This is a genomic window from Halpernia sp. GG3 (assembly GCF_052976925.2).
Genome location: NZ_JBRIIR020000006.1, coordinates 222,340 through 241,837 on the forward strand (window position 1 = coordinate 222,340; position 19,498 = coordinate 241,837).

18 protein-coding genes are annotated in these 19,498 nt (G+C 34.4%); 7 read left to right on the forward strand and 11 right to left on the reverse strand.

Translation table 11 applies throughout. The features are described from left to right. Window positions 1-106 precede the first annotated feature (106 nt). Window positions 107-1,750: an alkaline phosphatase PafA gene (pafA, locus tag ACVBED_RS02010; protein ID WP_447120907.1), complete on the forward strand. Its 1,644-nt coding sequence runs from the start codon at window positions 107-109 to the stop codon at window positions 1,748-1,750. 66 nt (window positions 1,751-1,816) lie between these two features. Here the strand turns inward: pafA and ACVBED_RS02015 are convergent, their stop codons facing one another. Further along, window positions 1,817-2,347 (reverse strand): DUF4136 domain-containing protein, encoded by a 531-nt coding sequence (locus tag ACVBED_RS02015; RefSeq protein WP_447120908.1) that lies wholly within the window; start codon window positions 2,345-2,347, stop codon window positions 1,817-1,819. Window positions 2,348-2,380: 33 nt separating this feature from the next. Beyond that, entirely contained in the window at window positions 2,381-2,563 is a 183-nt protein-coding gene (locus tag ACVBED_RS02020; protein WP_447120909.1) for a DUF5522 domain-containing protein, read from the reverse strand. Window positions 2,564-2,598: 35 nt separating this feature from the next. Here ACVBED_RS02020 and ACVBED_RS02025 point away from each other — a divergent pair, with 35 nt between their 5' ends. Then, complete coding sequence (locus tag ACVBED_RS02025; protein WP_447120910.1) at window positions 2,599-2,928, forward strand: hypothetical protein; 330 nt, start codon at window positions 2,599-2,601, stop codon at window positions 2,926-2,928. Window positions 2,929-2,974: 46 nt separating this feature from the next. Here ACVBED_RS02025 and dnaJ read toward each other — a convergent pair whose 3' ends face one another. The 7 genes from dnaJ to proS all read right to left on the reverse strand — a co-directional run bounded on the left by dnaJ (window position 2,975) and on the right by proS (window position 12,312). Further along, window positions 2,975-4,093, reverse strand: a complete 1,119-nt coding sequence (dnaJ, locus tag ACVBED_RS02030) for a molecular chaperone DnaJ (RefSeq protein ID WP_447121151.1) — start codon at window positions 4,091-4,093, stop codon at window positions 2,975-2,977. 47 nt (window positions 4,094-4,140) lie between these two features. After that, window positions 4,141-4,689 (reverse strand): nucleotide exchange factor GrpE, encoded by a 549-nt coding sequence (locus ACVBED_RS02035; RefSeq protein ID WP_447120911.1) that lies wholly within the window; start codon window positions 4,687-4,689, stop codon window positions 4,141-4,143. A gap of 179 nt (window positions 4,690-4,868) precedes the next feature. Next, window positions 4,869-5,558 (reverse strand): transporter, encoded by a 690-nt coding sequence (locus tag ACVBED_RS02040; RefSeq protein WP_447120912.1) that lies wholly within the window; start codon window positions 5,556-5,558, stop codon window positions 4,869-4,871. 978 nt (window positions 5,559-6,536) lie between these two features. Beyond that, window positions 6,537-7,877 (reverse strand): carbohydrate porin, encoded by a 1,341-nt coding sequence (locus tag ACVBED_RS02045; RefSeq protein ID WP_473094410.1) that lies wholly within the window; start codon window positions 7,875-7,877, stop codon window positions 6,537-6,539. Between the two features lie 53 nt (window positions 7,878-7,930). After that, window positions 7,931-9,259, reverse strand: a complete 1,329-nt coding sequence (locus tag ACVBED_RS02050; RefSeq protein WP_447120915.1) for an Nramp family divalent metal transporter — start codon at window positions 9,257-9,259, stop codon at window positions 7,931-7,933. A gap of 165 nt (window positions 9,260-9,424) precedes the next feature. After that, window positions 9,425-10,729: a DUF937 domain-containing protein gene (locus ACVBED_RS02055; RefSeq protein WP_447120916.1), complete on the reverse strand. Its 1,305-nt coding sequence runs from the start codon at window positions 10,727-10,729 to the stop codon at window positions 9,425-9,427. Between the two features lie 107 nt (window positions 10,730-10,836). Further along, window positions 10,837-12,312, reverse strand: coding sequence for a proline--tRNA ligase (gene proS / locus ACVBED_RS02060; RefSeq protein ID WP_473094411.1), 1,476 nt, complete (start codon window positions 12,310-12,312; stop codon window positions 10,837-10,839). Between the two features lie 145 nt (window positions 12,313-12,457). Here proS and ACVBED_RS02065 point away from each other — a divergent pair, with 145 nt between their 5' ends. Then, window positions 12,458-13,474, forward strand: coding sequence for a prolyl-tRNA synthetase (locus ACVBED_RS02065; RefSeq protein WP_447120917.1), 1,017 nt, complete (start codon window positions 12,458-12,460; stop codon window positions 13,472-13,474). 26 nt (window positions 13,475-13,500) lie between these two features. Next, window positions 13,501-14,895 (forward strand): OmpP1/FadL family transporter, encoded by a 1,395-nt coding sequence (locus ACVBED_RS02070; protein WP_447120918.1) that lies wholly within the window; start codon window positions 13,501-13,503, stop codon window positions 14,893-14,895. A 211-nt stretch (window positions 14,896-15,106) separates the two neighbouring features. Here ACVBED_RS02070 and ACVBED_RS02075 read toward each other — a convergent pair whose 3' ends face one another. Both ACVBED_RS02075 and ACVBED_RS02080 read right to left on the reverse strand, forming a co-directional pair. Continuing rightward, window positions 15,107-15,811 (reverse strand): ZIP family metal transporter, encoded by a 705-nt coding sequence (locus tag ACVBED_RS02075; RefSeq protein ID WP_447120919.1) that lies wholly within the window; start codon window positions 15,809-15,811, stop codon window positions 15,107-15,109. Window positions 15,812-15,813: 2 nt separating this feature from the next. Further along, window positions 15,814-16,542 carry a methyltransferase domain-containing protein gene (locus ACVBED_RS02080; RefSeq protein WP_447120920.1) on the reverse strand — a complete coding sequence of 243 codons (729 nt, stop codon included), beginning with the start codon at window positions 16,540-16,542 and terminating at the stop codon, window positions 15,814-15,816. Between the two features lie 208 nt (window positions 16,543-16,750). Here ACVBED_RS02080 and ACVBED_RS02085 point away from each other — a divergent pair, with 208 nt between their 5' ends. The 3 genes from ACVBED_RS02085 to ACVBED_RS02095 are packed head-to-tail and all read left to right on the forward strand — an operon-like array spanning window position 16,751 to window position 19,460. Further along, on the forward strand, window positions 16,751-17,923 hold the full coding sequence (locus ACVBED_RS02085) for a THUMP domain-containing class I SAM-dependent RNA methyltransferase (protein ID WP_447120922.1): 1,173 nt from the start codon (window positions 16,751-16,753) through the stop codon (window positions 17,921-17,923). Window positions 17,924-17,946: 23 nt separating this feature from the next. Beyond that, entirely contained in the window at window positions 17,947-18,402 is a 456-nt protein-coding gene (locus ACVBED_RS02090; RefSeq protein ID WP_447120923.1) for a DUF6314 family protein, read from the forward strand. A 59-nt stretch (window positions 18,403-18,461) separates the two neighbouring features. Beyond that, window positions 18,462-19,460: a glycosyltransferase family 2 protein gene (locus tag ACVBED_RS02095; protein ID WP_447120924.1), complete on the forward strand. Its 999-nt coding sequence runs from the start codon at window positions 18,462-18,464 to the stop codon at window positions 19,458-19,460. Window positions 19,461-19,498 lie beyond the last annotated feature (38 nt).

Sequence of the window (19,498 nt, forward strand, 5' to 3'; positions counted from 1 at the left end):
AAGTATTAAAAAATGATTAACAAAATTTTTTTATTAATTAATACAAGTTGCATTATTTCTCTCAATCATTTCCCTTAAATTTACCAGAAACTTTAACTTACGTAAAATGTTTAAAAAATTCACTCTCATTGCGCTTGCAATTTGTTCAACCGGTTTATTTGCGCAAAAAAATAATTCTTCCACCTTACAAAGACCGAAACTGGTGATTGGTTTGGTTGTGGACCAAATGCGGTGGGATTATCTCTACCGGTATTATGAAAAATATCAAAATGATGGGTTTAAAAGATTGCTGAATCAAGGTTTTGTAGTAAATAATTTACATATTAATTATATTCCTACTTACACGGCGGTTGGTCACAGTTCCATTTACACGGGTTCAGTTCCCGCGATCAATGGAATTCCCGGAAATGACTGGTATGACAAATCGCTTGGGAAAAGTGTTTATTGTACCTCCGATGATTCTGTAAAACCAGTGGGAACTGCAAATATAGAAGTCGGCAGCCAATCTCCGAAAAATCTTTGGTCTACCACAATGACGGATCAGTTGAGGCTAGCTACTAATTTTCAGGGGAAAGTAATCGGTGTTTCTTTAAAAGACCGCGCGTCGATATTGCCTGCTGGTCACAACCCAACAGGCGCTTATTGGTTTGATGATTCTACGGGAAATTTTGTGACGAGTTCTTATTATATGGATGCATTGCCAAAATGGATGAATGATTTTAATGCGGAAAAAGTACCAGATAATTTAGTGAAAAATGGCTGGAATACATTATTGCCGATTTCAGAATACACTGAAAGTTCTCCAGATAATTCGCCTTGGGAAGGACTTTTAGGAAGTGCAAAAACGCCGACATTTCCATACAGTAATTTTGCAAAAGATTATCAACTTAAAAAAGATGAAATCAGAAATTCACCATTTGGTAATACTTTAACTTTAAAAGTCGCCGAAGCCGCCATAAAAGGTGAAAGTTTAGGTGCCGACGCGATTACGGATTTTTTAGCGGTTAATCTCGCTTCTACAGATTACGTGGGACATAAATTTGGTCCAAATGCGGTAGAAGTTGAGGATGTTTATCTCAGATTAGACCGGGATTTAGGTGAGTTTTTCAACTATTTAGATAAAACTGTTGGCGTTGGGAATTATACTGTTTTCTTAACAGCAGATCATGGCGGTGCTCATTCTGAAGGTTTTATGGAAGAACATAAAATGCCGACAGGTTTCTATGGCGAAACGGCTAAAAAAGATTACAATAAAATTTTAAAAGATAAATTTGGCGTCGAAAAATTAATCATTTCAGTAACTAATAGTCAAATTTATTTAGATGATAAATTAATGGTAGACAATAAGTTAGAGGAAAACCAAGTGAAAGATTTTTTAATTAATTCTTTAAATAAAGACAAAAGTATTTTGTTTGCCGTTGATATGAAAAAAGTAGCGCAGTCTTCAATTCCAGAACCTATCAAAACAAGAATAGTGAATGGTTATAACTGGCAAAGAAGTGGTGATATTCAAATCATTTACCACGATTCTTGGTTGCCAAGTTATTCAAAATTAGGAACAACGCACGGTGCGTGGAATTCCTATGATTCTCACATTCCACTTTTATTTATGGGTTGGGGAATACAAAAAGGTGAAAGCAATAAGGACTATAATATGACGGATATTGCGCCGACGATTTGTTCACTTTTACATATTCAATTCCCAAGTGGAAATATTGGAAATCCGATTATTGAGGTTTTAGGGAAATAATTTCTAAAAGTTAACAACAAAAAAAGACCGATTGCGAAATCGGTCTTTTTAAATATATTGAAGAAATTATTTTTTCATATTCGGCGGATAATTTGCCATTATTTCGGCTACAATTTCTGGAATTTGTTTTTGTTTAACTCTCGGTGAATCAACAGAAATGCCTTTTCCGATTCCTTGCCAAACTAATTTTTGAGATTTTGCATCAATTAAATCAATAACCAAAGAGCCTTGATTGTAATTGCTGCTGAAAGTACGGCTCATACCAAAACCAAAACCTCCGTAACCAAAACCACCATACATTCCATAAGGACTGCCGCCTTGGATATCATTGATTTGTTTGTGGTTTGCTTTTAAATTTACAATTAAATCAGGGCTTTCTGAAACTTTAAAACCTTTCATTTGTAATTGCTTTGAAACTTCATTTAGAACGCGGTCTTTGTCAATGTCATTTAGATTAAGATCATCAATTCTTAATTTGTAAGTTTTGTAATTACTAAAATTAGTAGTTGCAGAATAATCGGACTTTACTTGAAATGGGCTGCATGATGTTAATCCCAAACTGATTGCTAACAACCAGATATAATATTTTTTTTGCATGATTAGAATATTTTTATATTAGAATAAATTATTTTAAATTTTTTTGACTTCTGCTTTTTTAAAAGAATCCGTTTTCTTATTATAACCAAAAGGGCAGTGTTTACAACCGTTTTTGCAGCAATAACCCCGTTTTAGATGGTGTTTTTCCGTAAAAACCTTGTAGCCGTCTTCATTATAGTAATAGTCCTCGTTCTCTTTGATTTCTTTTTGTATCATAAGTTAAATCCTGAAATCATTTTTATATTTGCGATATGATTTTAGTTTGTAATTTCTTACTCAAAAATACGAAAATAAACGGCATCGCACTGTTTCCATTTATCGTTTTAAAAAATACTCACGATAAAAACAATAAAGTATTGCTAAATCACGAAAAAATACATTTGCGTCAGCAGGCAGAAATGATCATTATTTTCTTTTATTTTTGGTACGTTTTAGAATATTATTATTTGCTTATCAAGTTTAGAAGTCCCTATTTGGCCTATCAAAATATTAGTTTTGAAAGGGAAGCTTATAGCAACGAGCACAATTTAAATTATCTAAAATCCAGAAAACTTTGGAATTTTACTAAATATCTAAAATAAAAAAGAGACTTAAAAAAGTCTCTGATATTTTGAAGATGATTTAAACTTAATTAAATAGATCTCTTACTTTGTCAAAAAAGGTTTTTTCTTTTCCGGAAGGTTCTGCCATCATTTCACCATTTTCGATTTGAAGTTCAAAAAATTCCTTTTGAGAAGGATTTAAATTTTGAGGCGTCCAAACATTAATGTGAATAAACATATCTCCTTTTCCGTAGCCTTCGATGCTTGGTAGACCTTTACCAGCCAACCTTAAAATTTTTCCTGATTGCGTTCCCGCATCTATTTTAATTTTCACTTTACTTCCAACTGTATTCACTTCTTGTGAAGTTCCTAAAGCCGCTTCCGCAAAGGAAATATATAATTCCTGGTGAAGATTATCACCTTCGCGTTTGATAGATTTGTCTATTTCTTCTTCTACAACAACTAATAAATCTCCTGCCATTCCGCCAAAAGGCGCGTCGTTTCCTTTCCCACGAACACTTAGCTGAACGCCTTCTCTTGCACCTGCAGGAATATTGATTGTAACTTCTTCATCTTCTTTTATTAAACCTTGTGCATTTGCGCCAGTTGGAATTTTATCGGCAACTTTACCAATTCCTTGGCAAGTGCTACATGTTTGCTGCGTTTGCATTTGCCCAAACATCGTATTCATTACCTTTATTTGCGCTCCCGCGCCATTGCAAGTTGGACAGGTTTTGGAAGTTGCGCCTTTAGCAAACTTCATTTTCTTAACCTTGATCGTTTTTTGCGTACCGTTTAGAATTTCTTCTAAATTCAATTTTATTCTGACACGTAAATTAGATCCGCGCACTTGTTGTTGTTGCTGTCTTCCTTGTCCGCCACCGCCAAAATGACCACCAAAAATATCTCCAAACTGACTGAAAATATCATCCATATTCATACCTCCGCCGAAACCGCCTCCGCCGTAACCAGCGTTGCCACTCATTCCTGCGTGACCGTATTGATCGTACCGCGCTTTTTTATTTCCGTCACTTAAGACTTCATAAGCCTCCGCAGCTTCTTTAAATTTTTCCTCTGATGTGGCATCTCCCGGATTTTTATCTGGGTGAAATTTTATTGCCATTTTTCGGTAGGCTTTTTTAATTTCTTCTGGAGATGCGGATTTTGTGATCTCTAAAATTTCGTAATAATCTCTTTTGGTCATTGTCATAAATCTTATTTTTAAAAAATTCTAATTTTATTTAAAATTTTTTATTGTCCGGTTACTACTTTTGCAAATCTGATCACTTTGTCATGCAATTGATAACCAGTTTCTATAACATCTACAATTTTTCCTTTTAATTCGGGCGTCGGCGATGGAATACTGGTGATAGCTTCGTGCAGATCAACATTAAAAATATCACCTGCATTTACTTCTATTGGTTTTAAACCTTTCTCAGTTAATCTGCTTTTAAGTTTTTGATAAATTAATTCAACACCTTTTAAATCTGCCTCATTGCCATTTTTAGAAATTTCTTTCAAGGCTCTTTCGAAATCATCCAAGATCGAAAGCATTGATATCATCATTTCCTGATGTGCATACTGAAAAAATTCATTGCGCTCTTTTACTGTTCTTTTCTTGTAATTTTCAAACTCTGCAAAAAGACGGATATAACGGTCTTTTTCTTCTGCCAATAATTCTTCTGCAGATTTTTCTATTGTCAGATTTTCAACATTTTCCGTGGGTTGATCTTCAGTTTGATCTTTTAAATTTTCTTCCGGATTAATGTTTTCTTCGGTTATATCTTTGTGTTCTCCCATTTTCATAATTTTATAAAGCATCTTTCGCAAAATTTTTGCCAAAAGACAGAATTGGACATTTAGGCAGAAGTATGTTTTTAACTAAATAAAATTTTGCTGTTAATTAAACAAAAAATATCCCATTGAAATTGCTCCGGCGGGTTACGAACATTAAAAATATAATTACGATCAAGATTAGTTTACATATCTGCATGTTTCATTTTCTTTAAATTTAGTCTAATAGAATATCCAAGCGAAATATACCAATCTGATGATAATTTAGATAGGCCTTTTCCCGTAGAAATATGTGCCGCAGAATCGTTTGTAATTAAATATCCGATGCCACCATCAATCCTATTATCAGCGGTGAAAACTGGACTTATGGTGCCGTAAGCCTCAATATAGATATCAATTTTTGATGTAATAGATTTGGCAAAAGTAACAGTATAAATATAATTTTCCTTAAGATTATTATCCCATTCCATTCCAAGATTATATCCCAACGTGAAATTTTCTGAGAGTTTATTTTCTAATTCAAATTTAAATGAAGGAACAACGCCTCCTTGCGACTCATCGTTTTTAGAAAACAAAAATATGTGACCGATAAATGAAATTTTGGGAATAAGTCCTTTTTCCGCTATCAATGCTTTTTTAAAACCTATGGTAATAGGTTGAAATCTAAAACGTTTGGCGTCAGTACTTTGATTAAAATTAAGTTCTGTAATTAATCGTAATTCTGTATTTTCACTAATTCCATATTTCGTTAAAAGAGTTGGAAGTTGAAAAGAGCTTCCACTAAAATTTAAACGTTCATAAGTAAAACCGCTTTCAAATTGTAAATAATGATGGGGAACAGTGTAAGGGGTTTCAGTTTGGTCAGGCCTATCCATCTGAATAGTGGATTCTTCCTGCGCTTTTACGGAGGTGAAAATTTGACATAGTAATAGTGAAAAATAATTTTTTTTTAATCATTTTGTTGTGTTTAAAGTTAATAAGTAGAGAAAAGTTATTTTATTCCTTCGGGAAAATGGTAGTGTATAAAAGGTAAAGATTTAGGACTAAAATGATGACAGTAACAAACAATACGATCACTTTTAAAAATGTTTTATTTGCAAATCTCATTCACCGTTTTTCCTTGTTGCTGTTCAGACAAAATCTTAATGATCTTAACTTCTGTAAATCTGCCGTTTTTCATATCTATCCCAAATTTAAAAACTATGTTTTTAAATCATCCGGTTTTTTGGGGAAGATTACAGAACTATTACATTTATAAATCAATTTTTATTAAGGATTTCTATTTCGCAATAAGGTGCGCGAAGATTAGAATTATCGGCATGCAGTATCAGTTTATCACCTTATTATAAAGGCCTTGTGTGTCAAGACTTTCATTTTTGTTAGGATCTTTGCCTCCTGTCCAATCATTAACGGCAATATATTTAACGCCGTCATCGTAAAAAAATCTTAAATACCGGTTATTTTTTTTATTGACCCACGTTCCGCTGTACAATTTATTTAGATGACTGACCTCAGTTTTCGTTTGTGCTTTAAAATTGATGTGGGCGTGAAAAAAAGGATAGAGAATAGAAGAAAGCCTCTTTTTAAAAATTCTTTCTACTTATTTCCGCTGGTTTTTGAAAGAACAGCAACTTAGAAATCGGTAGATTATAGGTCATTTTTTAGTAGGTTTTCTATATTTAAAAGAGATAAAATAAGATTTTCTTCGTCTCGTAATCCGTTAATTAATTTTTTTTATAGTAAAAGTATAATTATTTTTTTTCTTTTTAGGGATGACCACACGAAAGGATTCGTGCGGCAGCGAGGGCTGCGAGACTTTGCGCAACGGGGTTTGTCCAGTGGGGTGATAACGCCTACAATTCAATATGCCCCCTGACGCCAAATACATTTACTGGTCCCCTGTCTTTATTATAGCCGGGGTTGCCTACGAACTGATAGTCGGCGGTGAGCCACAAGTGTTTTGAAAGATGGGCGTTGTAATAGGTCTCTATTATATTTTCATACCCATAGTTGAGGTTGCCATCTCCAATGATAAATCCGTAGCCCCCTGCTTTTAAAAAGGCTTGGTGACCTGGTGAGATTCCGTTGATGACAGTTGCAATGCCGAAAACGTCTTTAGACCGATTCCATTTGTTGCCTTTTATGGAGAAGCCAATGCTAAGTGTGCGGTCAATTTCAGTAAAAGCCCAAGATACGTATTTGCCATCGTTCCAACCGATCCTGCTAAAAAGGCCAATGTCATTACTGAGTTCCTGTTCTACATTTAAACCAAGTGCGTACTTGCTGCCACCAAATTGGTTGTTTTTTACATTACCTCGAATTACATCAAGCGTAAAGTGGTCATTATTTGAAAGGGCTTCCAAGCCATCGGCATAAGAAGGTGCTCTGTTGTGGGTGCTGCTCACCAAAAAGTGGATAGTCCCCGGCCGCTTGTTGATTGAAATTTTATGTTCGTATTCAAACGTTTCGGAATGGGCTTTGGTGCTGTATTCCAACGTATTAAAATTGGCTACACTAGGCTCCGCCACGGTTGACAAACGGATTGACCATTTGGGTTTGAATAATTCAACAACGATCCCTTCCGTATAACCCCTTGTATTGGCTGGATAGTCCCATGCGCCGTCTGCCCAGAGCGCCCAATTGAAAAATTGACTGCGGGGGTCTTTGCAGTATGCGTTATTATCGTAAAAATCAGCGATTGAGAATTTACCTGCGCTAATGGTAATGCGGCTTGTGGGTACTCTATCTTTTACTTGGTTTGCGTCGTCTGCCACTTCCTCATAAGTCGTATTTCCCAGCTCAATATTTTGTTGAAAATATGCGCGGGCAATAAATACAGCGGGCTCTACTGCGCCTACGCGATAGGTTTCGCCATTTAACGCACCTGCTACGCCGCTTGCAAAACTTAAACCTTTCCCCCCTGAAATTTCGGGATTAAAGTAAAACGTCGCGCCTTTCCACAACTTTCTACCTAAAAACAACGTCGCTGTAAGGCTTGAGGCACTTGGTTCTACATTATTAGCCAAACTTTTTTCACCACTGTAGGCTGCTTTAAAGCCGGCATGTTTTTGCGAAATAAACGTTAATTGAAAATGGTTTGTCCAATTGTCCTGTTTTAAACTGTCTTTTGTTTGTGCAAAACTATTTTGGCTGAATAATCCATATAAGATGCAAAATGCAAAATGATTTTTCATTTATTTTTAGATTTAATTGTTACAATTATGATTAAATACTTAAAGAATGTTCTTTATGACGTTGGGAAAATCGTGGTATATAAAAGGTAAAGATTTAATACTAAAATCACGACGGTTACAAACCAAACAATGATTTTCAGAAAAGTTTTATTGGCAAATTCCCCCATTTTAGCTTTAGAATTGGTAAACATTACTAAAGGGATTACGGCAAAACTAAGTTGCATAGAGAGGATTACTTGGCTCAAAACTAATAAATCTGTGGTTCCTTTTTCACCATAAAGTATTGCAATTATTAAAGCAGGAACAATGGCAATTAATCTGGTAATTAATCGCCGAAGATAAGGTTTTAATTTAATATTTAGGAAACCTTCCATTACAATTTGTCCGGCTAAGGTTCCCGTTAAAGTTGAATTTTGTCCGGAAGCCAAAAGTGCAATTGCAAAGAAAACACTTGCCACGCTTGTCCCCAAAAGTGGATCTAATAATTTATGGGCATCAAAAATATCGGCAACATCTTGATAGCCGGTATTATGAAAAGTAGCAGCGGCAACTATTAAAATAGCAGCATTAACGAAAAAAGCTAAAAATAAAGAAAAAGTACTGTCAATTGTGGCAAATTTGATAGCCATCTTTTTACCTTCAGTGTTCCTTTTATAATTTCTTGTTTGCACTATGGAACTGTGTAAATATAAATTGTGCGGCATTACCGTTGCGCCTAAAATCCCGATCGCAATGTAAAGCATAGAAGGATTATAAACGATTTGTTTTGTCGGAATTAAACCTTTTAAAAGAGGAAATAAATCCGGTTTACTCGCAATAATTTCATAACCGAAACAGGCAAAAATCACGAAAATTAAACCTGCAACAAAGGCTTCGATCCAGCGAAACCCCCGCGATTGTAACAGTAAAATTATGAAAACATCAATACCCGTAATGACGATGCCCCAGGTAAGCGGGATGCCGAAAAGTAAATTTAAAGCAATTGCAGAACCGATAACTTCTGCCAAATCGCACGCTGCAATTGCAATTTCACATAACACCCAAAGTATAAAATTTGTGGTTGGCTTGAAATGATCTCGACAAGCCTGCGCCAAATCCCGCTCTGCAACAACGCCTAATTTAACTGCTAAATGCTGCAAAATAATGGCGAAAATATTTGATATTAAAATGACTGAAAGTAGCGTGTAACCGAATTTAGCACCGCCTGCAATATCGGTTGCCCAATTTCCTGGATCCATATACCCGACGGCGACCATCAAACCAGGACCTGTAAATGCTAGTAATTTTTTCCAGAAACCGGCGTCTTGTGGAATATTGATAGAAGAGAATACTTCTGATAATGAATTTTGATGTTTTTCTTTTCTCCAGCCTCGGCTCGCCATAAATGTTAGTTTAATCTAACAAAAGTAGTTTATTTATTCTTACTATTAAAATTAATTAATAAAAACTTTAATTTTATTAAGATTCTACAAAGACTGAAAAATATTTAATATTAACACAAAAAAAATCCTGGAGATTTCCAGGATTCAATATTAATTTTCTAAAAATTATTTTGTAAATCTAACTGCCATTTTTCTATCGGCCGCTCGCTGATCATTTGAGGCAGTTGCTGCAAAAGTCGCTTGTGAGCTTCCGTAACCTTTTGCTTCTAATACTTGTGTGCCAACTCCAGCTTTCGCTAAGGCTGCTTTAATAAAGTCTGCTCTGTCTTGGGATAATTTTACGTTTGTTGCTTCCGTTCCTGTTTTGTCAGTATAACCACCAACTTTAATTTTAGCCTGTGGGTAGGCTTTTAAAATCGCTACCAAATTATCTAATTGCCCTTCAGAGCCAGATTCTAAAGTATTTCCAGAACCAATTTTAAAATTTACATGATCAAAGTTGTACCATGTTCCTTTTAATGCAGCATCATCTGCCGCATTTTTATAACCGCCAGATTTTAAAAATGAAATCATTGATGCTTCCATTCCACCTGCGTAGCCTTTTATCATTTTTCCATTAAGGTCGATGTCTGTATCAGTTTTTGGCATAGTATTCATACTTGTAGAGTCGGACATCATTGGCGCAGTTGCTGTAGAATCAGATTTCATCATTGTAGAATCTGTATTTGTAACCGTATTTGTAGCTTGCTTTTTGTTAAACTGGTTCCAAATAAACAACACTGCAAGTAGTGTAATTAGCAGAGGTAAAAGCCATTTCCAAATAGAACCTCCACCGTCGTTATTATCTGGTTCTATATTCATATGAGTTTCTCCACCGCGGGTAACGTCAACTTTTGGTTCCTCATAAGAAGTTACTTTCACATTTTCTGCTAAAGGTGGAACGGCGGCCATTTCATCATGTCCCCAATTTCCAAGTCCTAATGAAGCTAAAGATAAACCTGCAGGTAATAAAGAATAAGCAATTCCTTTCTGGTCAGAAAGTAAAGTGGAAATTCCCGATGAACCCATGTTGTTTTCTGAAGCATATTTTCCTAAGGAACCGATTGCGGCACCAGTTACCATATTTAAAACTGAATTAGAAGAAGTTTCGCTTATGCCTGCAAAATTTGAAACAGAATTTAAAATGGCGCTCAGTTTATCACCAAATAATGCTGTCAATAAAGTAGTAATCATTGAGCCGTGTGTGTCGCCGGTAAGATTGCCTAATAAATCCCCATGAGATGCTCCCAAAATAGAATCTAAAACTCCAGGTTTATCTGCATTATTTGCAAGACCACCTACCACTGTCGGTAATAAAGCATTGATTGCTTTACTTATTCCCGACTCACTTTCCCCTAAATGAGTTGAAGCTTGTGAAATTAATTCAGGCCCCAACTGCCCTTTAATAAGATCAATAATGTTTACTGACATAATAGTTTAATTTTGTGTATTAATAAAGTAAATATAAGAAATTAAAATGTTAAGATTGTGAATTATTCAGAATTTATAATAATATTAACTAAAAATTCACATTATTATCAATAAGCTTTTGCGAAAATTACTCTTTGTGTAGAAGGTTTTTTTGAAATCATTGAAATTCCTTCTTCTAAGCTATTATTCAAAGGTATACATCGGATTGTAGCTTTGGTTTCTTCTTGGATTTGTGCCTCTTCTTCGGCAGTCCCATCCCAGTGTGCTAATATAAAGCCACCTTTTTCTTCTAAAACTTTTTTAAATTCTGCATATGAATCAACTTTAGAAATGTTTTCATCACGGTATTTTTCAGCTTTTAAATAAATATCCTTTTGAATAGTCTTTAAAAGATTTTCAATGTGTCTGTCTAAATCTTGTAACGGCTGAGTTTCCTTTGTTAAATTATCTCTTCGCGCCAATTCTACCGTTCCATTTTCTAGATCTTTCGGGCCAATTGCAATTCTAACAGGAACGCCTTTTAGCTCATATTCTGCAAATTTCCAACCTGGTTTATTTTCGGTCCGGTTATCATATTTTACCGAAATTCCTTTCAATTTTAAATCAGATTGAATTTTTTCTGCTACTTCATTTATTTGCGCTAACTGCTCTTCACTTCTAAAAATCGGAACAATCACTACTTGAATTGGAGCTAAAGTTGGAGGTAGAACTAATCCGAAATCATCAGAATGAGTCATAATAAGAGCGCCCATTAATCGGGTAGAAGTTCCCCAGGAAGTCCCCCAAGCATGTTCTATTTTCCCTTCATTAGTTGTAAATTTCACATCAAAGGCCTTTCCGAAATTTTGTCCCAGAAAGTGGGATGTTCCTGCTTGAAGGGCTTTTCCATCTTGCATTAAAGCTTCAATGCAGTAGGTTTCATCGGCGCCTGCAAATCTTTCCGATTCTGTTTTAATTCCTCGGATAACTGGCATCGCCATAAAATTTTCTGCAAAATCTGCATAAACATGAAGCATCTTCTCAGTTTCTTCAATGGCTTCATTTTTTGTCGCATGTGCGGTGTGTCCCTCCTGCCAAAGAAATTCTGCAGTTCTTAAAAATAATCTGGTCCGCATTTCCCAACGTACTACGTTAGCCCACTGATTAATTAAAATTGGTAAATCCCGGTAGGACTGAATCCAGCCGCGGTAGGTATTCCAAATAATGGCTTCGGAAGTTGGGCGAACAATAAGTTCTTCTTCTAATTTGGCTTCCGGATCAACAATTAATTTTTTTGGATTGTTTGGATCTGTTTTTAGACGATAATGTGTCACAACGGCACATTCCTTTGCAAAACCTTCCGCATTTTTTTCTTCTGCCTCAAAATAACTTTTAGGAATAAATAGTGGAAAATAGGCGTTTTGATGGCCAGTTTCTTTAAATTTTCTATCCATCTCATCGCGCATTTTCTCCCAGATGGCATAGCCGTAAGGTTTTATCACCATACAGCCGCGTACGCCAGAATTTTCTGCTAAATCAGCTTTTACAACCAACTCATTATACCATTTACTGTAATCTTCCGTTCTTGTTGTAAGTTTTGCCATATTTTTTCTAAATTAGTTTTAACTTTTGATATCTATTCGTATCTAACTTTAAATGTTTAATTTTATACCGTAATTTAGCCCTGAAATTGGTATAATTTTGGTACAAAGTGCAAATATAATTTATAATTAAAATCTATACATCATCATGAGAAAAAATATACAAATAAATTGGAATTTTAAGTTCGCTTTGAGAAGCTTATTACTTTTATCAGCATCGCTGATGATGACTTCTTGCGTTATGCAAACTGGTGCTTATACAGAGACGGATGGTGTTTACTATAATCCAAATACTGATACTCTTCCTCAAGGGTATGCGACAAACGACGCAAATCAAGTTGGAGATTATTACAACTACCAGGATCAGTCAATTATTCAAAAAAGTAACGAAAATCAAAGCATGAAGCAGAATCGCTATGATTCTTGGAATAACAATAGCACGGATTCCGACTGGGGTAATTTTGCAGGTACGGAAACAAATTATGATATTTATTCTAATTACGGTTTTGGCAACTACTTTGGAATAGGCTATGGAGGTTACGGTGGCTACGGCGGTTATGGCGGATATGGTAATTACTACGGTTATAATCCATATTGGTCTTTTGGATATAGCCCATTTGGCTACGGGTCAGTAGGAAATTATAATCCGTATTATGGCTACTATGGCAATTATTATGGTGGTTATGGCAGTTATTATGGTGGTTATGGCAGTTATTACGGACGCGGCAATTATTACAATGCTTATAATTATAAAAGAAGTGGCGAAAACGGTTCAGGTCTAAATAACCGTCAAAGTAATAATAGATATAATAGCACAAGCAAAAATGTTATCCAAAATAGTGGATTCAGAAACGGAGGCTATGAGAATCAAAATCCTGTAAGAAATAGAAATAATACTTTAAATGGTCAAAACGGTAATGTTAGATACAGAAATGATAACAGTCCTGTTCAATATAGACAGAGACAACAAAATCAGCCGAGACGATCACAATCTGATCAGCAAATAAGAACAAGAAATCAAGAGTATCAACAGCGACCGGAACCAAGTTATCAGCCAAGAAATAATTCATCCAGCGATGGTGGTTTCAGATCTGGTTCAAATGGTGGAAGTTCTCAATCAAGCGGTTCTAACAGATCAAGCGGCGGAGGTGGTTTTAGAAGATAATTTTATAAAATATTAGATAAAAAAAAATGATAAAAAATTCATTGGTGATTTTAACAATTGCCGCAAGTTTTTCCCTTTTAAGCGCACAGGACATTTCAACGATAAGAAATACTGTTGATGTTTATTCAAATAATTTAAATTCGGGATCTGCCAAATTTCAAGGAATGGCGGGTTCGATGGGTGCTTTAGGTGGAGATGTTTCAACGATAAATACTAACCCTGCGGGAATTGGTGTATTTATATCGAGCGATATTTCTGGTACACTATCGATAAATAATAGTAAAGATACTACGAACTTTAATGGTAAATCTCTAGATTACAAAATAAAAAATACAGATTTAGGTCAGATAGGTGGCGTTGCGACTTTAAGGGTAGGAGACAACAGCTCCTGGAAATTTTTAAACATTGCTGTTAATTACTCCAATCAAAGTATTGAGGATTATAGTGAAACAGCTGGAAACAGCAATATCAATTTTGTTATACCAAGCGCAACAACTACGCTCCAATTTAATGGTCATGCCTATAATCGCTACGGTAATACTTCAAAAACCAGTGTCGCTGTAGGTGCAAATTATAATAATAATCTTTATTTCGGTGCCGCGCTTCACTTTAAATCAGCAAATATAAATCAATATGACACTGCGGCATTTACGGATACATTTGCAAATTCGACAGAAATTTTTAATAAACAATATACTCCATTCTCTGAGCAATCAAATGGTTTTGCGGCAAGTTTAGGTGTGATTGGGAAAGTAAGTAATGAATTTAGATTAGGCGCCTCAATAGAATCACCAACTTTTTGGGACATAAGTCGTGTATATAGCGAATACGCCAACCCAACTGATGGTACTTACACAGAAGACCGAAGAGTGAGCTCCCCTTTGAAAGCTACTGTTAGTGCTGCATTTGTGGGAAGTAAAGATTTTGCGATAAATGTAGATTACACTTTAGGACTTACAAAACCAAAATATAAAGTATATGGAGGTGCTGAGACAGAATTAAATAATTATTTTGATAATAATTACAAAAACTTATCTGAAGTGAAAGTGGGAGCAGAATACCGGGTGATGGGTTTTAGATTGCGAGGTGGATACGGTTTTGCAAGTAGCCCTTTCAATTCCCAAACTATTTCAGCTTATCAAAATGATGGTTCAGTTAGTAATCGATCTTTTAATAATTTAATATTAGGTAAAAAAACAACTGTTGCTGGAGGTATAGGTTATGACTTTGGCTCAATTTATTTGGATGCAGCCTATCAAAACGTTCAATCGACATACAATAGTCCTTTTTTACAAGGAACTACAGCAAATAATTCTAATTACTTTTCAAATAACTTTGTTTTGCCAAGCAGTAATTATGCAGTAAGCGCAGTTAAAAATAACCAAAACAACATTTCCTTGACTGTAGGTTATAAATTTTAATAAATTTCAATCTTATTTAAAAAGACTTTCGCAGTTGTGAAAGTCTTTTTTGTTTTTGGGCAATTCCCTCGCCGAAGCAATCCCACCGCCCGGGTCGGGCTGTTTGCTCTATCTTTTTTTACCGACGCTTAGTTCTCGTGCTTACGATTTCCATCAGTAAAAAAAGGATGCCGCTTCCATCCCTTTTGCGGGATAATTTATAATAAGAAAATTACTGAAAATGAAATATATGTCCGCTCAAAGCCAACAAAACGCCACAAATCACCAGGATAATTTTTTTCCAATCAATATTATGATTGTTACTGCTTTCAAAAATAATAACGGAAGCGATATGTAAGAAAATTCCACCGACAATGGCTAGGAAATATATTTTTAAATCGGGATTAAAATAATGTCCTAAAAATAATCCAACTGGTGAAGCAAGTGCAAAAATTGAAATGATCAGCCAAGATTTGCCGCTGTATTTATTTGAACCTTTTATTAAGAAAGCGCCTAAAACAAATGAAATAGGAAGATTATGAAATAAAATCCCCATTAAATATGGTGAGAAAACTTCATTTTGAGATGCAAGCGGGATTCCTTCCAAAAAAGCGTGGAAAAACAACCCAATCATTAAGGCAATTGGTAAGATTGCTTTTTCAGAATGGCTGTGAAAATGACCATGCTCAAAGCCTTTCGTCATACTTTCTAAAACCATCTGCAACAAAACACCGCCAATAATCCACAAGCCAATATTGTGATTTTCTGTGGCATAAACTTCCGGGAAAACCTCATTTAAACAAATCGTAATTAAAAAACCGGCACTTAAAATTAATAAATTTTTAGCAAATTTTTCTTGCTTACCAAAGTATTTACCTAAAATAACACCTAGTAAAACGCTTAATACCAGCAATATAAATATAAATAACTGAACCATATTTAATTTATTTTTTTAAATACATTGATGCATCTTGGTGAAGCGTTGATATCAAATTCATTCAGTTTATAATCGCCCCAAAGTTTTATGCGTTCCAAACCAACATTTCTTGCAAAATTTTCGATGGAATTTAAATCATGAAGTTTTACATTTTCTTCAAATTTTAAATCTTTTCCATTATCCTGAAATGTAATTTCTTTGATCACATGTTCATTTTCAATTCTTTTTTTGATGGTAAATTCCAAATCACTTTTGGTCATTTTTTCTTCTTCTATCAAATGCGTTTTAATATAATTAGCATTCATAAAATCGAGTACAAAAAGACCTTCATCTTTTAAAATATTTGAAACTGAAGTGAATACATTTTGATCTTCTGCATCAGTTTTGAAGTATCCAAAACTTGTAAATAAATTAAAAACGGCATCTGATTTTTCACTTTCAATGGGGTTACGCATATCGTGAATTTTAAACTTTAAAGTTTCATTCTCAAAACTTTTATTGTGTCCAATGTTTTGTTCAGATAAGTCTAAACCCAAAACATCAAACCCCATTTTATTTAAAAAAATCGAATGTCTGGCTTTACCACAGGCCAAATCTATGATTTTAGAATTTGGTTGTAAATTTAAAACACCAATTAGATTTTCCAAAAATTCCTCACCTTCTTTATAATTACGATCCTGATAAAGTATGTGATAGTAAGGTGTATTAAACCAAGTATTAAACCATTCCATTCCGCAAAAATAAGTTTTTTGGTTGATAGTTATTGATTTTTAGTTGGTAGTTAATGGTCTTTTCTAAAATTTATCTTATTTAAAAACTAAAAAAATCTATCATTAAAATTAACTAAATTTGCAAAAATGTGATGAGAAAGGTTCGCGATGAGGTTCGAAAGTATGCGCTAAAAACCAGCAACCAGCAGTTATCAACAAACAACTTACTATGGATTCAGACAATTTAAAAATACAGATCAAAACCTTTTTTGGCCTTGAAGAAATTTTAGCAAACGAACTACAAAAATTAGGCGGGCTGAATGTTGAAATTAAAAACCGCGCCGTCAATTGTGAAGGTGATTTAGGATTTCTTTATAAAATAAATTATAGCTGTAGAACGGCATTAAAAATTTTGGTACCGATTTTAACCTTTAAAACTTGGGATGAAAATCGATTTTATGATAAAATTTTTGATTTTCCTTGGGAAAATTATTTACGGGTCGATCAAAGTTTTGCCATAGATTCTACCATCTATTCCGACCGTTTTACGCATTCGCAATTTATGGTGCAGAAAATGAAAGACGGGATTGTAGATTATTTTAAATTTAAGTATAATACGCGTCCAAACGTAGATTCTAAAAACCCTGAAATTAAAATTCACCTTCATATTGACCGAGAATTGGTAACGATTTCTCTGGATTCTTCTGGTGACGCTTTATTTAAAAGAGGTTATAGAAAAACGCAGGGTGAAGCACCAATTAATGAAGTGCTCGCATCCGGAATGTTGCAGTTAGCGAGCTGGGATGGAAAAGGGAATTTTCTTGATCCAATGTGTGGATCCGGAACATTATTGATAGAAGCCGCGATGATCGCCATGGATCTGCCGGCGCAGTTATTTCGCAAGGAATTTGGCTTCCAAAACTGGCCGAATTATGATGCGCAATTATTTTCGACCATCAAAGAAAATCGGATCAAAAGAATTCGTGAATTTACCGGCAAAATTGTCGGTTATGATATTGATAATGTGATGCTTGATGCAGCAGAAGAAAATGTGGCTGCGACAGAATTAGAAGAAGTGATTGAAATTAGAAAACAGGATTTTTTTGAAAGTAAAAAAGAATTATTTCCATTGTTAATGGTTTTCAACCCGCCTTACGATGAAAGAATTGAAATAACAGATGATGATTTTTACAGTAAAATAGGTGATACTTTTAAGAAAAATTATCCAAATACTTTGGCTTGGTTTATATCATCTGACATTGATGCTTTGAAAAAAGTGGGCTTAAGACCTTCAAGAAAAATAAAATTGTTTAACGGAAAATTAGAATGCCGATTTTTACAATACGAAATGTATGAAGGGACGAAGAAAATTCATAAATTAAATAATGAGGAAATTTCTTAATTGCGTAAGTAAGAAATAAAGATGTGAAAGATTTATGCAGCTATTTCAAAGGTTCGTGGCAAATCCATAGAGAAATTTTTATTTCAGATTCTAATATTCTTTTTGCAGAAGCAAACGGAGAAGTTTTATTAGAAACTAGAGATAATAGAGACAATTATTTATTTTACCAAGAATCTGGCAAATTAAATATTATTGAAAACAAATCGGAGATTGCTTTCTTTAGAAACTATCAATATTTTTTCACCAAATTGGGTTTAGATATTTACTTTTATGATCTGCCTACGCAGAATTTTTATCTTTATCAGCAGTATTTCCGGAAAGATAACCACTTATTTACCCAAGAAAAACATGTTTGCAACAAAGATTGTTATGATGGAAGATTTCAATTCTTAAATGGTTCTAATTTTATTCATCATACTCGAATCAAAGGTCCAAATAAAAATTATACTATCATTACAGAGTTTACAAAGGTTGTTTAAATTTCGATTTATAAATTCTAAAAAAAATACTACATTGCTGCATTATTTAAATTATTAAATTGAGCATTTCCATCGTCATCGCGATCTACAACCGCAAAGAGGAACTTTTTGAGTTGCTTACATCATTAGTTTTACAAACAGACAAGGATTTTGAAATTATTGTAGTAGATGATGGGTCTAAAATTGCTTTGCTTCCAACGGTAGAATTATTTTCTGAGAGTTTAATTATTCAGTTTTGTAGAAAATCCAATTCTGGCCCCGGTTTATCCAGAAATTATGGTGCAAAAAGAGCCAAAAATGAATGGTTGATTTTTGTGGATTCTGACGTGATTGTTGAGAAAGATTATATTGAAAATATTAAGAAAAACCTTTTAGAAAATCCTTGTGATGCTTTTGGTGGCGCAGATAAGGCACACAACGGTTTTAATTTGATTCAAAAAGCAATTTCCTATTCTATGACTTCCGTTTTCACAACCGGCGGCATTCGCGGCAGTTCAAAATCTGTGATTAAATTTCAACCGAGAAGTTTTAATATGGGTGTTCGAAAAATTGCCTTTCTGGAAGTTGGCGGTTTTTCTGATTTGCGCGTGGGCGAAGATCCGGATTTGTCGATGACACTTTGGGAACATAATTTCACCACCAAATTTTTTGACAATATTGGTGTTTATCATAAAAGGCGCACAGATTTCGGTAGATTTTCAAAACAAGTTTACCATTTTGGTATTGCGCGGCCTATTTTAAACCAACGCCATCCGCGGTTTACAAAACTCACCTTTGCCTTTCCGACACTTTTTTTTCTCGGTTATTTTGTGGGTATTTTCAATTATTTTATGTGGAAACATGGTTTGGTTTTAGGACTATATGGACTTTACACTTTTATTATTTTTTTCCATGCTTTATGGAAAACAAGAAATATTAGTATCGCTTCCTTAGCGGTTATTTCCAGTTACATTCAACTGTTTTCCTACGGATTTGGTTTCCTGAAATCTTGGTTTTTCCTTAATATCTTACGCCAGAAACCAAAAGAAGCATTCCCTAGTCATTTTTACAAAAGTTAGAAATAGAAAAGCTTTTCGAATAAATTTTGAAATGCTTC

Bases quoted from the DNA above. Each gene is read 5' to 3' on its own strand.
- dnaJ (WP_447121151.1), bottom strand. From the start codon at position 4,093: ATGACCAAAAGAGATTATTACGAAATTTTAGAGATCACAAAATCCGCA.
- ACVBED_RS02065 (WP_447120917.1), top strand. From the start codon at position 12,458: ATGAGAAAAAATATACAAATAAATTGGAATTTTAAGTTCGCTTTGAGA.
- ACVBED_RS02035 (WP_447120911.1), bottom strand. From the start codon at position 4,689: ATGGGAGAACACAAAGATATAACCGAAGAAAACATTAATCCGGAAGAA.
- ACVBED_RS02075 (WP_447120919.1), bottom strand. From the start codon at position 15,811: ATGGTTCAGTTATTTATATTTATATTGCTGGTATTAAGCGTTTTACTA.
- ACVBED_RS02020 (WP_447120909.1), bottom strand. From the start codon at position 2,563: ATGATACAAAAAGAAATCAAAGAGAACGAGGACTATTACTATAATGAA.
- ACVBED_RS02070 (WP_447120918.1), top strand. From the start codon at position 13,501: ATGATAAAAAATTCATTGGTGATTTTAACAATTGCCGCAAGTTTTTCC.
- ACVBED_RS02050 (WP_447120915.1), bottom strand. From the start codon at position 9,259: ATGGCGAGCCGAGGCTGGAGAAAAGAAAAACATCAAAATTCATTATCA.
- proS (WP_473094411.1), bottom strand. From the start codon at position 12,312: ATGGCAAAACTTACAACAAGAACGGAAGATTACAGTAAATGGTATAAT.
- ACVBED_RS02040 (WP_447120912.1), bottom strand. From the start codon at position 5,558: ATGGATAGGCCTGACCAAACTGAAACCCCTTACACTGTTCCCCATCAT.
- ACVBED_RS02085 (WP_447120922.1), top strand. From the start codon at position 16,751: ATGGATTCAGACAATTTAAAAATACAGATCAAAACCTTTTTTGGCCTT.
- ACVBED_RS02055 (WP_447120916.1), bottom strand. From the start codon at position 10,729: ATGTCAGTAAACATTATTGATCTTATTAAAGGGCAGTTGGGGCCTGAA.
- ACVBED_RS02025 (WP_447120910.1), top strand. From the start codon at position 2,599: ATGATTTTAGTTTGTAATTTCTTACTCAAAAATACGAAAATAAACGGC.
- ACVBED_RS02080 (WP_447120920.1), bottom strand. From the start codon at position 16,542: ATGGAATGGTTTAATACTTGGTTTAATACACCTTACTATCACATACTT.
- pafA (WP_447120907.1), top strand. From the start codon at position 107: ATGTTTAAAAAATTCACTCTCATTGCGCTTGCAATTTGTTCAACCGGT.
- ACVBED_RS02015 (WP_447120908.1), bottom strand. From the start codon at position 2,347: ATGCAAAAAAAATATTATATCTGGTTGTTAGCAATCAGTTTGGGATTA.
- ACVBED_RS02045 (WP_473094410.1), bottom strand. From the start codon at position 7,877: ATGAAAAATCATTTTGCATTTTGCATCTTATATGGATTATTCAGCCAA.